We start from the raw sequence: 13,073 nt of genomic DNA, 5'->3' as shown, positions 1-13,073 counted from the left end.
AAGCGGCGCAGCCGGAGTTGAGGGTTCCGCGCTAAACAACGGCGGCTCGCGTCTGGACCTCGTAGCCGTCCGCCGCAATGTTCCAGTGGCTCACGCACTGTATCCGCTCGAACTCGAAAATGGCCCCTGCGATGGCCTCGTCGCGTTCCACGGACTCGCCATGCACGCGCATGAGCTCGCAGCGGTGCGGGAATCCGCGATGGTCGAGAATCTCCTTGTAAAAGACGACCTCAACGCTCGCCAGCCCCGAAGCCGCCGTACACGACGCCCCGCGCTGTTTCGCACGGCGCCGGCTGCCCTTGTCCGCCGCGCTTGCCTGCTGCTCCAACGGCTGCCCGCCCCGCGGCGGCTGAATACGCGGCGCGCCCCCACACATGCCCATGATTGCCGCGCGCGGGGCATCGGCGCGCGGTACCGGACAGTGCATGGCCCTGTTGCCTGTGTGCGTGGTCGAATGCAAGTTCATGATCGGACCTCTCTCGCGGTTTCGTCGCTGCGCGCCGCCCCCGCCTCACATTTCACATTTCGATGATGACCTTCAGCGCCTGCGTGCTGGCCGCGTGCGAGAACGTTTCGTATGCCTTGAGAACATCGTCGAACGCAAACCGGTGCGTGATGAGCCGGGCCGGATCGATGCGCCCGGCGCACACGGTCTTGAGCAGCATGGGCGTGCTCACCGTGTCGACGAGACGCGTCGTGATCGACACGTTGCGGTCCCACAGCTTGTCGAGGAAGATCGACGCGCTCACGCCATGCACGCCGATGTTCGCAATCGTGCCGCCCGGGGCCACCAGCTGCTCGCACAGCTCGAAGGTGGCCGGCACGCCCACCGCCTCGATGGCGCAGTCCACGCCCACGCCGTCCGTGAGCTTCATGACCGCTTCCACCGCGTCCGCAGCGCGCGGATCGACGCACGCCGTGGCGCCGAAGCGCTTCGCGCATTCGAGACGGTTCGCGTCCATGTCGATCATGATGATCTGCGCGGGCGAGTAGAACTGCGCGGTCAACAGCGCCGCCAGCCCGATCGGCCCCGCGCCCACGATGGCGATGGCGCTGCCAGGCTCGACCTTGCCGTTGAGCACGCCGCATTCGAAGCCCGTGGGCAGGATGTCCGAGAGCATCACGAGCGCCGCTTCGTCGAGGCCCGCGGGGATCTTGTAAAGACTCGTCTGCGCGTGCGGCGTGCGCACGTATTCGGCCTGGGTGCCGTCGATGCGGTTGCCGAGAATCCAGCCGCCCGTCTTGCAGTGCGAGTACATGCCGCGGCGGCAGTATTCGCATTGCCCGCAGCTCGAAATGCACGACACCAGCACGTGATCGCCGGGTTCAAGCGTGCTCACGCCGCTGCCCACCGCATGCACGACGCCCACGCCTTCGTGGCCGAGGATGCGCCCCGGCGTGCAGCTCGGCACGTCGCCCTTGAGGATGTGCAGATCGGTGCCGCAGATCGTCGTCTTCGACATCTTGACGATGGCGTCGCCGGGCTCCCGCAATTCCGGCATCGGACGCGTTTCGACCGCGAAGCGGCCCGGACCGTTATAGACCAGTGCTTTCATGTTTTCTCCATCGGCGTTCGGAAATGGGCCGGCGCGGCGCATGCCAACGGCGTGGCAACGGCTTGGCACAACGGCGTGCCGGCGCTATCGGCTTTGATCATGCGCCGCCGAGCCCAGGCGCATTTGACTTCGATCAAGAGCACCGGGGCCGACGCGGATTCGCATCAGGAAGAAGGAAGCGTGGCGGGGCTACGCCACCGGCGTCTCGGCGCTGCCCTCGCGCCGGTGCCAGCCCGCCGCCGGTTCGAGCGGTTCGAGCGCGCTGGTTTCGTCGAGATGGAACAGCGCATCGAACTGCGACGCGAGCGAGGCTTCGAAGTAGTGGCTCTGGCGTTCCGTCTGCGGCAGGTACAGCACGCCGATGGCCCGCTCGAGCATGGGTTCGTCGAGCGGGCCGGACGCCTCATCGCGCAGCGGCAGAAAGAACCGGTCGTAGCCCGTCGTGTGGAACAGGTGCTCCCAGCTCTCGGGCAGCGCGGGACGCACCCACTTTTGCTCGACCTCGCCGTCCCACTGCGAGGCCGCCGACACGTGGCCGGTGCAGGTCGTGAAGCCCACCAGCAAGGCGCGATGCTGCGCGCTCTCGCGCACGATCTGGCCGAGGTTCCACTCGCCGCGCCGGCGCGATTCGGTCGCGCGGGCGTCGCCAAGGTGCGAATTGTGGGCCCAGACCACGACCTTGCCGCTGCCGCCGCGCCGCACGCGATAGCGCGCCAGTGCGAACAGCGTATTGGCCATGTGCGCGTCGCGCAGGTTCCAGGTGTTCAGCCGGCTGCTGAACATGCCGCGGTAGTACGCCTCGGCATTGACCACCACCTGAGCGTTCTGCTCCGCGAAGAACTGCGCGTCGAGCGCGTCGGTGCCGTCGCGCGAGAGGTACTCGAATTCGCCGGCGCGCAGTTGCAGCAGCTGCTGCACCGCGCCCGCGCGCGCAGCAGGCCGCGCGCCGAGCGCCACCGCGTAGCCATAGGTCTGCGCCTCGCGCACGTGATCGAGCGCCGCATAGCGCTCGCGCGCCAGCGCCGCTTCGTGCGGATCCACGGCCTCGAGATAGCGGATCACGGCGTCCGCCGAGCGGTAGAGGCTGTATAGATCGAGACCATAAACGCCCGCGCGCTGCCGCCGCGGGCGCGCCGCGTTCAGCTCGCGCAGCGCCGCGATGAAATCGCGCATCTCGCGATTGCGCCACATCCATTCGGGGAATCGCTCGAAGTCGTCCAGCGCGGATGTGGCGTCGTCGGCGCCCACGCCTTGCACGAAACGGTTGATGCGCCAGGCGTCGGGCCAGTCGCCTTCGATCGCCACGGTGTCGAAGCCGCATTCGCCGATCAGGCGCAGCGTGATTTCTGCGCGCATGCGGTAGAACTCGGCGGTGCCGTGAGTCGCCTCGCCGAGCAGAACCAGATCGCGGCCGTGCGCCATCTCCAGCAGTGCGTCGTAGTCCGCAAGCGTGCCGTCGAGGCGTTGCGCGAGGTCGCGAACGGCCAGAAAGGGGGTCTTCGAAGGCTGCATGATCCATGCCCTCCTTGCCAGGGTCGGTTTACTGGCCGCTCAAGCCGGGCCGCCGCCGGGCGGCACAGAATGCGCGCCGCCCGCATCGCCATCCGCAGCGCCGTGAGCCGGGTCCGGTTGCCCGCCTTGCGCGGCGTCGAGGCAGGCTCGAACCTCCTCGTCGCTGGTCTGGGCGAAGTCGGCATAAAACTGCCCGATGCCCATGAACCCATACGGCTGCAACACGCAAACGAAATCGTCCGCCACTCCGGCGAAGCGCTCTTCGGCGCCAGCCGGGCAAACCGGCACCGCCACCACGAGCGCCCTCGGCCGTCTGCCACGCAGCGCCTTGAGGGCCGCATGCATGGTCGCGCCTGTCGCCATGCCGTCGTCCACCACGATGACGGTCTTGCCCTGCACCGCCGCCGGCGGCCGCTGCCCCCGGTAAGCCGACTCGCGGCGATGAAGCTCGATGCGTTCGCGCTCGAAGGTATCCGCGAACTGCGCCTCGCTCACGTAGAGCGCGCGCATCACCGCGTTGTTCACGTAGAGCGCGTCGCCGCTGGCGATGGCGCCCATGGCGAGCTCGGGATTCTGCGGCGCGCCCAGCTTGCGCACGATCAGCACGTCGAGGGGGCAGCGCAAGGCCTTCGCCACCTCATAGCCAACCGGCACGCCGCCGCGCGGCAGCGCGAGCACCACGACGTCGTCGCGCGCCGCGTAGCGCTCCAATGCCAAGGCAAGCTGCCTGCCGGCATCGACACGATTCTGGAACAGGTCACGCATGATCTGGCATCCTGATCAAATCTCGACCCCGCGGGTCATCGGGCGCGCCTCGAGCCAGCGTCCGAACCAGTCGCTGGCAAGACGCGTCACCGCCTCGAGCGCGCCCGGCTCCTCGAACAGATGCGTCGCGCCGGGCACGATCTCGATGCGATGCTCGCAGCGCATCTGCGCGGCGGCCTTGCGGTTCAGGCGGATGACCTCCTCGTCGAGTCCGCCCACGATCAGCAGCGTGGGCGCCGCGACCGCGGCAAGCGCCTCCCTCGCAAGGTCGGGCCGACCGCCTCGGGACACCACCGCGCTCACCGAATCCGTCTGCGCCGCCGCGACGAGCGCGGCGGCCGCGCCCGTGCTCGCGCCGAACAGACCCACTGGCAGCGGCGCGATCTCGGGCCGCTCGCGCAGCCAGACGAGGGTCGCAGCGAGCCGGCGCGCCAGCAGCGAAATATTGAAGCGGTACGTGGCGTCGACGCTGTCGTGCCGCTGCTCCTCAGCCGTGAGCAGGTCGAACAGCAGCGTCGCGAAGCCCGCGCCATGCAGCCCCGCCGCCACCTGCCGGTTGCGCGGGCTGAAGCGGCTGCTGCCGCTGCCGTGCGCGAACACCACGATGGCGCGGGCCTGATCGGGCATCTCGAGGGTTCCGCCCAAGGTCACGTAATCGACTGGAATCTCCACCTGCAGCGCTTGCATCTGTCCCTCCTGGGGTGGCGTCCGTGCATGGTTCGCGGGGCGCTTGATCCCATCATCGTGGCGGCTTCGCACCGCCGGTTGACTTCGATCAATCGCATGCGGCGCGGGTCGGGTCGAATGCACTTAGCCGGCGCGCCGCCTGCCCATGTGCGCCCACCCTCGACCCGGAGCTACGATCATGACCCTGCCGCCCCTCCTGCACCGCCTCCTGCACCGCCTGCTGTGCGGCCCGTGCCGCGCACGCCGCGTGCGCGTCATCACGCTCGAGCGCACGTGCGCCGCACGCGCGCATGCGCCGATTCCTGTGCTTCTGCCATGTCCCGCGCACACCACGTTCCCTTCGCGCTAAGCGGCGGCAAGGCGCGCCGCGACGCCCGCCGCGTCGATCGCGCCTTGCACCGCGCAAGCACCTACCCGCATCCCGCGGGCCGCATCCGGCGCATCGAGACGCACCTGTCGGTGGTATTTCTCGCTGGTCGCTACGCTTACAAGCTTTTCAAGCCGGTGAAGTTCGACTTCGCCGATCTCACGCGGCTCGCGCGGCGCCGCCGCTGCGCGCAGGCCGAGTGCACGCTCAACCGCGCGCTGGCCGGGCCGCTCTATCTGGGCGTATGGCCGCTCGTCGCGCGGGGCCGGCGCTGCGTCTTCGGCGCCGTCTCGACCGCGGCTGCAGGCCGCCGCCAGGCGCCGCCTGCCGGCGCGCTGGAATACACGGTGCGCATGCGCCGCTTCGATGCGGGTGCGGTGCTCTCCGCGCGCTGCGCCCGCCGCGACGACGGTCTCGCGGACGCCGACGCGCTGGCGGCGCGCCTCGCGCACTATCACCTGCACGCGCCCCGCCGCGCACCGCGCGCACGCTACGGCAGCGCGGCCAGCGTGATGGCCCAATGGCGGCCGCTCGCCGATGCGCTCGACCCCGCCGTGCCGGCCGAGGCCGCGTTGCGCGCGTGGTGCGAGGCGGCGCTGACGCGCCTCGCGCCGCAATTCGACGAGCGCCGCGCGAACGGCTTCGTGCGCGCCTGCCACGGCGATCTGCATCTGGACAACCTGATCCGCTGGCGCAACCGGCTGCTGATGTTCGACTGCATCGAGTTCGACGACGCGCTGCGCTGGATCGACGTCGCCAGCGATCTCGCGTTCGCGGTCATGGATTTCACCGCCCACGGTCGCGCGGACTGCGCGCATCGGCTGCTCGGCGCATGGCTGGCCGCAACCGGCGATTACGCGGCGCTGCGCGTGCTGCCGTTCCACACGGCCTTGCGCGCCCTCGTGCGCGCGCTGGTGGCGCACCTGCGCGGCGATGCCGCCGACGCCGCGCGCTATCGGCGCGTGGCGGCGGACGTCGCGGCGCGCCTGAGCGATGCGCGGCCCGCGCTGCTGCTTTGCCACGGCGTCTCGGGCTCGGGCAAATCGCTCGCGAGCCGCGCGCTCGCGCAGCGGCTTGGCGCGATCCGCCTGTCGAGCGATGCCGAGCGCAAGCGCCTCGCCGGCGTCCCGGACGCCGCGCGGCTGCCCGCCTGCGCCTATGCGGCGGGCCAGGTCGAGGCGATCTACGGCGGCCTCCTCGCGCATGCGCAAACCGTGCTCGAAAGCGGCTATACGGCGATCGTCGATGCGACCTTCCTGCGCGAACGCAACCGCAGCGACTTCATCGCGCTCGCGCGCCGCCTGGGCGTGCGCATCGTCCTGCTCGATTTCACGGCGGATCGCGCGACGCTCTTCGCGCGCGTCGAGTCGAGGGCGGCCTTGGGGCGCGATGCGTCCGACGCCGGCCCGGCCGTGCTCGCCGATCAACTCGCGCGGGCCGAGCCCCTGAGCGCCACGGAGCGCGCGCTGGCGATGCGCTTCGACACCGGGGGCGAACCCTCGGCTTACGAAACCGAAGCCTTCTGGACGCCGCTGCTCGACGCGCTCGCGCGCCCGTGCCTTCATCCGGTCAGCCGATAAACCACCGCAAACCCGCCGACATCATGCCGATCCACAATGCCGATATCGCCGAAGTGTTCAGCGAGATAGCCGACCTGCTCGACATTCAGGGCAGCAATCCCTTTCGCGTGCGCGCTTACCGCAACGCCGCCCGCTCGGTGAGCGAATACGCGCGGAACGTGCGGACGATGGTGGCCGAGGGCGCCGACCTGAGGACGATTCCCGCCATCGGCGACGACCTCGCGCTGAAGATCCAGGAGATCGTGCGCACCGGCACCTGCGCGATGCTCGCGAAGCTGCGCACCGGCATGCCGTCGGCGGTCACGGCCCTGCTGCGCATTCCGGGCCTCGGGCCGCGGCGCGTGCGCAAGCTCTACGAGCATCTGCACGTGCAGTCGCTGCAGGAGCTGGAGCGCGCCGCGGCCGAAGGCCGGATCCACCAGCTACCCGGCTTCGGCAAGCAGACCGAAGCGCAGATCCTCGCGCACATTCAGGCGCGCCTCGACAAGGCGCGCCGCTTTCCGTTCGTGCAGGCGAGCCAGCGCGCAGAGCCGCTGCTGGCCTGGCTCGCCGCCTCGCCGCAGGTGGAGCGCGTCGAGGCGGCGGGCAGCCTGCGGCGGCTGCGCGACACGGTGGGCGACATCGACATCGTGGCGAGCGCGCGCGATCCGGCTGCCGTCACTGGCCGCTTCGTCGGTTACGAAGACGTCATCGAGGTACTCGCGCACGGCCCGACCCGCGCCAGCGTCGTGCTGCGCGGCGGTCTGCAGGTCGATCTGCGCGTGGTCGAGCCCGCGAGCTTCGGCGCCGCGCTGGTCTACTTCACCGGCTCGAAGGCGCACAACGTGGCGTTGCGCCGGCTCGGCCAGGAGCGCGGCCTCAAGATCAACGAATATGGCGTCTTTCGCGCGGACACCCGCATTGCCGGCGAGACCGAGGAATCCGTATACGCGGCCGCCGGCCTCTGCTGGATCCCGCCGGAGCTGCGCGAAAACGCGGGAGAGATCGACGCCGCGCGCACCGGCGCACTGCCGGCATTGATCGCGCGCGCCGATCTGCGCGGCGACCTGCACGCCCATACGGCGGCGAGCGACGGCCGCGCCTCGCTGCACGAAATGGCGCTCGCCGCGCGCGAGCGCGGCTTGTCCTACCTCGCCATCACGGATCACTCGAAGCGCCTCGCCATGGCGCACGGTCTCGGGGCGGCCAGGCTCGCCGCGCAGATCGACGAGATCGACGGGCTCAACGCGCAGCTCACGGGCATCACGCTGCTCAAGGGCATCGAGGTCGACATTCTCGAAGATGGCAGCCTCGATCTGCCCGACGCGATCCTCGCGCGCCTCGATCTCGTGGTCGGCGCGATTCACAGCCATTTCGACCTGCCGCGCGAGCGCCAGACCGAGCGGATCCTGCGCGCGATGGACCACCCCTGCTTCACCCTGCTCGCGCATCCGAGCGGCCGCCTGATCGGCAGCCGCGAACCGTGCGATATCGACATGCTGCGCGTCGTGCGCAAGGCGCAGGCGCGCGGCTGCTTTCTCGAGATCAATGCCCAGCCCGAACGCCTCGACCTGACCGACACGGCCTGCCGCATGGCGAAGGATCACGGCGTGCTGGTCTCGATCGGCTCCGATGCGCACAGCATGGCCGGGCTCGACGACCTGAGTTTGGGCGTCAACCAGGCGCGCCGGGGCTGGCTCGAAAAGGCGGACGTGCTGAACACCCGGCCGCTCGCGAAGCTGCGTGCGCTCATTGCGCCTACGATGCGTGAAACGCCGGAAGACAACATGGCCGCCCTTGCGCGAGCGCCTCGCGTTCACTCGCAAGTGGCGGGCCAAGGCCGCTCGGGCCAACAAGAGGCCGCAAGCCAGTGAGGTCAACCATGTGGTATGCCCTGGTCGAACAGCAGCGCCAATGGCTGCGCGCATGGCGCGCGGCGTCGCAATCCATGCGCAGCGCCTGCGAGGCGTGGCCCGCGCCCCCGCTCGCGCACGCCGCTTCGTCCTGCTACGCCGATCTGTGCGAGCCCCTGCTCGGCCTCGCGGACGGCCCGCCGCCGTTCGCGATCGACGCCATCGCGCTCGCGGGCCGCCGCTGCGCCGTCGAGGAAAGCATCGTCGCGCGCACGCCGTTTTGCGACCTGCGCCGCTTTGCATGTCATGGCGCGCGCCCCGGCGCCGCGCGCGCCGTGCTGCTGTGCGCGCCGCTGGCCGGCCATGCGGCCGTCATGATGCGCGAGACCGTCGAGGCGCTGCTCGCCGACGGCGACGTCTACGTCACCGACTGGATCAACGCGCGCGACGTGCCGCTCGCGGCGGGACGCTTCGGCCTGAACGAATACGTGGCGATGCTCGACGGCTTCATCGGCCAGCTCGCAGGCGATGGCCGGCCGTTGCATGTCGTCGCCGTCTGCCAGTCGACGTTTCCCGCGCTCGGCGCGCTTGCGCTGCGTGCGCAGCGCGCGCTGGCGCCGCCCGCCAGCATCACGCTGATAGGCGGCCCGCTCGACGCGCGCCGCAATCCGGGCACGCTCGGTCTGGCCGCCGCGTCGCATTCGCTCGACTGGTGCGAGCGCCACCTGATCGACGTCGTGCCGCCGGGGTTCGCGGGGCACGGCCGGCGGGTGTTCCCGACATGGCTGCAGCGGGCCGAGATCGCGATCGTCTATCCGCAGCGGTACATGTCGCTGATCGACTGCTACACCCATGCCGCCGCGAGCGGCGACGCACGCGCGCTGGCCGCCGCGCGCCGGGCATTGATCGAATACTCCGCGCTGATCGACATGCCGGCGGAGTACTTCCTCGACACTGTCGATATCGTGTTTCAGCGCGCGCTGCTAGCGAACGGCACATGGCGCGTGGCGAGCGGCACGAGCGGACCCAGCGCGGGAAGCACGGAAAGCGCGGAAAGCGGCACGCTCGTCGAGCCGGCAGCATTGCGCGACGTCGCGCTGCTGAGCGTGGAGGGCACGCGCGATGCCGTCACCGGGGCCGGGCAGACGCACGCGGCGCTGGAGATGTGCAGCGGCATTGTGCCTGATGCGCGGCAGCGCCTCGACGTGGACGGGTGCGATCACTACGGGCTGTTCACGGGCGAGCGCTGGCGCGCCGACGTGCATCCGGCGCTGCAGGCGACTTTCGTTCGCGCGGAAGCCGCCCGCTCGCCGCTGCACGCGCTCGCGCGCACGCCCCGCGGCGAACGAACCTGATTTGGGCCTGATTTGGGCCTGATTTGGGCCTGATTTGGGCCTGATTTGGGCCTGATTCAGGCCTGCAGCACGTATTCGCCCGGCGCCGCGCCCAGTCCCGCAGCCGGCGTGCGCGCCGGCGCCTCGCCGGTCGAGCGCTCGCGCAGCCAGTCGCGCCAGCAGGTCCACCAGGACCCCTCGACCACGGGCGCGCCCCTCACGAATTCGCGCCCGCTGCGGTACGCCGCGCCGGCCTCGCGCGTGGCGCACCGGTAGTAGCGCTGCGCGTGGCCGGGCTCGGAGACGATGCCCGCATTGTGGCCGCCCGCGGTGAGCACGAAGGTGAGCGCGTTGTGGGTGAGCAGATGCAGCTTGTAGACCGAGCGCCACGGCGAGACGTGATCGCGCTCGGTGCCGACGACGAACATCGGCGCCTCGATATCGGAGAGCGCGACCGGCCGGCCGCCGACGCAATAGCGGCCCGCCGCGAGGTCGTTGTGGAGAAAGAGCTGCGTGAGGTACTCGGTATGCATGCGATACGGCATGCGGGTCGTATCCGCATTCCACGACATGAGGTCGTTGGGCTTGGTGCGCCGCCCGAGCAGATACTCGCTCATCATGCGCGACCAGATCAGGTCGCGGGCATTGAGCAGCTGGAACGCCGCCGACATCTGCGCGCCGTCCAGGTAGCCCTGGCGCCACATCAGCGCATCGAGCGCCGAGAGCTCGCTCGCGTCGATGAAGAGCCCGAGCTCGCCGGGTTCGCTGAAATCGGTCAGGGCGGCCAGCAGCGTGATCGAGCGCAGCGCGTCGCGCCGGCCATCGCGCGCGAGCGCCGCCGCGCCGATCGCGAGCAGCGTTCCGCCGAGGCAATAGCCCATCGCGTGCACGGCCTCGCCGCAGCGCGAGCGCACCGCTTCGAGCGCGGCGCAAAAGCCGTCGCGCAGGTAATCGTCGAGTCCGAGATCGCGCGCTTCGGCGCCCGGATTGCGCCACGAGATCGCGAACACCGTGAAGCCCGCTTCGACCAGAAAGCGGATCAGCGAATCGTGCGGCTGCAAGTCGAGGATGTAGTACTTCATGATCCACGACGGCACGATCAGGATCGGCTCGCGGGCCACGGCGGGCGTCGCCGGATCGTACTGAAGCAGTTCGCAGATCTCGTTGCGCCACACGACCCGGCCCGGCGTGAGCGCGACGTCGCGGCCCGGCACGAAGCTCTGCGCACCGCGCGGATGCACGCCGGCCAGGCTGCCGGTCATGGCCACGGCGTCTTCGAGCCAGTTGCGCAGGCCCGCCGCGAGATTTGCGCCGCCGTTGCGGATCGTCGTCTCGAACACGACCGGATTGGTGGCGATGAAGTTGCCGGGCGAGCACGCATCGAGCCACTGGCGCGCCGCGAAGCCCACCAGTTGCGCGTGGTGCCGCTCCACGCCCGGCACGCCGCGCGTCGCCTCGTTCCACCAGCGCTGAACCCCGAGAAAGGCATCGCGATACAGCTGAAACGGCCAGTTCGACCACGCGGCGGCCGCGAAGCGCGGGTCGGCCCCGCCGGCGTGCACCGCGACGCCGTCTTCATCCTCATCCGCGTGCGCGCCGGCAGCGGGCACGGCGGCAGGAAAGAGGCTCGCCGCGAGCCACGCGTGCGTGGCGAGGTCGAAGCATTTGCCGGGCGCAATCGCCAGATGCGCGCCCCAGTCGATGGCGGCGAGCGCAAGCGAGATCGGCGAGAGGCCGAAGGTGATGGCGGCCAGGCCCGCGTGGGCCGCCCGGTTCCATTCGTCGGCGCTGACCGTCTGCGGCCGGGCGCAGCCGATGTCGCAATCGGCGACCCAATCGGCGACCCAATCGGCGGCGCGGTCGGCGGCGCGGTCGGCGGCGCGGTCGGCGGCGCTGGCGGGCGCGCCACGGGCGGCGCGCGCGCGCTCGTCGATTCGTGATTCGGCATCGTGCACGGCAGCTTTCATCGTCCTTCCCCAGTTTTGATCCGGCCGGTTGAGCGGCCGCGCGTCGGGCGTCAACCGGCGACGCCGCGCGGCCACAACCGCTCAACTGTGGGTTCGCCGCGCGCGGGCCCCGTTGATCTGAGTCAAGCGTGCGGGTGCCTCCCGGCATAGACTGCGTTGCACCCACTGCCGGAGCAGACACCGTGCCACGCGATGGCCGCCGGCAGACGCCTGAACCCGCACCGGGGAGACCCATGCGCACGCTTGCACTGCTTGTCATCAACGCCGGCTCGTCGAGCGTCAAGTTCGCCGTGTTCGCCTGGCCGGCGCATGGCGACCCGCAGCGCCAGCCGCTGCACGAAGGCGAAGCGATCGACGCGGCCGATGGCATCGCGATCCGCTTCGACGCGGCCCCCGCGCGCCTGCTGCAAAAAACGCCCGGCGAGGACCCGTTTCGCCGGATCCTGCGCGAGGTCGTCGAATGGACGCGCGAGCAGCTCCCGCATCTCACACTGGGCGCCGTCGCGCATCGCGTGGTGCATGGCGGCACGCAGTATGCGGCGCCGGCGATCGTGGACGCCGGCGTGCTCGGCGCGCTGCGCCGGCTCACGCCGCTCGCGCCTTTGCATCAGCCGCACAGCCTCGATGCAATCGAGTTGCTGCACACCGCCTTTGCGGGCATCCCGCAGATTGCCGTATTCGATACGGCGTTCCATCAGACGCTGCCGCGCAGTGAGCAACTGCTGCCGCTGCCGCATGCCTGGTTCGACAAGGGCGTGCGCCGCTACGGCTTTCACGGCTTGTCCTACGAATACCTGAGCGTCGCGCTCGACGAGGCCTTCGGCGCGCGCGCGCGGGGCCGCGTGATCGCGGCCCACCTCGGCGGCGGCGCGAGCCTGTGCGCCATGCGCGCGCTGCGAAGCGCCGCGACGACGATGGGGTTTTCCGCGCTCGACGGCCTGATGATGGGCACGCGCTGCGGCACGCTCGATCCCGGCGCGGTGCTGCATCTGCTCGACGTCGAGCACCTCAGCCACGAAGCGCTCGGCCAGATCCTCTATCACGAGTCGGGGCTCAAGGGCGTGTCCGGCATCTCATCCGATCCGCGCGAGCTGCTCGAGCGCGAGGCGAGCGGCGACGAGCGCGCGCACGACGCGCTCGCGCTGTACGTGCACCGGATCGTGCGCGAGACGGGCGCGCTCGCCGCACTGCTGGGCGGTCTCGACATGCTGGTTTTCACCGCCGGCATCGGCGAGCACTGCGCGGCTTTGCGCGAGCGGATCTGCGCGGCGCTCGGCTGGCTCGGCGTCGAGCTGGACCCGGCGGCCAATGCCGCGAACGCGCACGTCATCTCGCGGGCGTCGAGCACGGTCACGGTGGTGGTCGAGCCGACCAACGAGGCGTGGATCGCCGCGCGCGACGCGATCCGGCTGGTGGATGGCCGGCAGCGGGACGTTGCGAGTACGTGAAGCATGGCGCGCCTCTCCGGCGCGC

At 70.4% G+C, this 13,073-nt stretch carries 11 protein-coding genes; 5 read left to right on the top strand and 6 right to left on the bottom strand.

Translation table 11 applies throughout. The features are described 5' to 3' along the window. Positions 1–31 precede the first annotated feature (31 nt). From P5W99_RS19515 to P5W99_RS19495, 5 genes are all read right to left on the bottom strand, one after another. Positions 32–466, bottom strand: coding sequence for a hypothetical protein (locus P5W99_RS19515; RefSeq protein WP_421026777.1), 435 nt, complete (start codon positions 464–466; stop codon positions 32–34). 52 nt (positions 467–518) lie between these two features. Beyond that, on the bottom strand, positions 519–1,556 hold the full coding sequence (locus P5W99_RS19510) for a zinc-dependent alcohol dehydrogenase family protein (RefSeq protein WP_421026776.1): 1,038 nt from the start codon (positions 1,554–1,556) through the stop codon (positions 519–521). 189 nt (positions 1,557–1,745) lie between these two features. After that, positions 1,746–3,068 carry an erythromycin esterase family protein gene (locus tag P5W99_RS19505; protein ID WP_421026775.1) on the bottom strand — a complete coding sequence of 441 codons (1,323 nt, stop codon included), beginning with the start codon at positions 3,066–3,068 and terminating at the stop codon, positions 1,746–1,748. A 39-nt stretch (positions 3,069–3,107) separates the two neighbouring features. Beyond that, complete coding sequence (locus P5W99_RS19500) at positions 3,108–3,833, bottom strand: phosphoribosyltransferase (protein ID WP_421026774.1); 726 nt, start codon at positions 3,831–3,833, stop codon at positions 3,108–3,110. Positions 3,834–3,848: 15 nt separating this feature from the next. After that, positions 3,849–4,520, bottom strand: a complete 672-nt coding sequence (locus tag P5W99_RS19495) for a dienelactone hydrolase family protein (RefSeq protein ID WP_421026773.1) — start codon at positions 4,518–4,520, stop codon at positions 3,849–3,851. A 178-nt stretch (positions 4,521–4,698) separates the two neighbouring features. Between P5W99_RS19495 and P5W99_RS19490 the strand changes: the two genes are divergently transcribed. The 4 genes from P5W99_RS19490 to phaZ are packed head-to-tail and all read left to right on the top strand — an operon-like array spanning position 4,699 to position 9,654. After that, the gene (locus P5W99_RS19490) at positions 4,699–4,869 is read left to right on the top strand and encodes a hypothetical protein (RefSeq protein ID WP_421026772.1); all 171 of its coding nucleotides are present in this window, start codon (positions 4,699–4,701) and stop codon (positions 4,867–4,869) included. Then, complete coding sequence (locus tag P5W99_RS19485) at positions 4,836–6,467, top strand: AAA family ATPase (protein WP_421026771.1); 1,632 nt, start codon at positions 4,836–4,838, stop codon at positions 6,465–6,467. The genes P5W99_RS19490 and P5W99_RS19485 overlap by 34 nt, the downstream gene beginning before the upstream one ends. Before the next feature lie 23 nt (positions 6,468–6,490). Next, positions 6,491–8,320 carry a DNA polymerase/3'-5' exonuclease PolX gene (gene polX / locus P5W99_RS19480; RefSeq protein ID WP_421026770.1) on the top strand — a complete coding sequence of 610 codons (1,830 nt, stop codon included), beginning with the start codon at positions 6,491–6,493 and terminating at the stop codon, positions 8,318–8,320. Between the two features lie 8 nt (positions 8,321–8,328). Next, positions 8,329–9,654, top strand: coding sequence for a polyhydroxyalkanoate depolymerase (phaZ, locus tag P5W99_RS19475; protein WP_434664343.1), 1,326 nt, complete (start codon positions 8,329–8,331; stop codon positions 9,652–9,654). Between the two features lie 56 nt (positions 9,655–9,710). Here the strand turns inward: phaZ and P5W99_RS19470 are convergent, their stop codons facing one another. Continuing rightward, the gene (locus P5W99_RS19470; RefSeq protein WP_434664342.1) at positions 9,711–11,600 is read right to left on the bottom strand and encodes a PHA/PHB synthase family protein; all 1,890 of its coding nucleotides are present in this window, start codon (positions 11,598–11,600) and stop codon (positions 9,711–9,713) included. Positions 11,601–11,833: 233 nt separating this feature from the next. Here P5W99_RS19470 and P5W99_RS19465 point away from each other — a divergent pair, with 233 nt between their 5' ends. After that, positions 11,834–13,048: an acetate/propionate family kinase gene (locus tag P5W99_RS19465; RefSeq protein WP_434664341.1), complete on the top strand. Its 1,215-nt coding sequence runs from the start codon at positions 11,834–11,836 to the stop codon at positions 13,046–13,048. Positions 13,049–13,073: the final 25 nt, after the last annotated feature.

It is taken from the genome of Paraburkholderia sp. A3BS-1L (genome assembly GCF_051125215.1).
Classification (GTDB): Bacteria; Pseudomonadota; Gammaproteobacteria; order Burkholderiales; family Burkholderiaceae; genus Paraburkholderia.
This window is presented reverse-complemented; position numbering and strand designations above follow the sequence as displayed.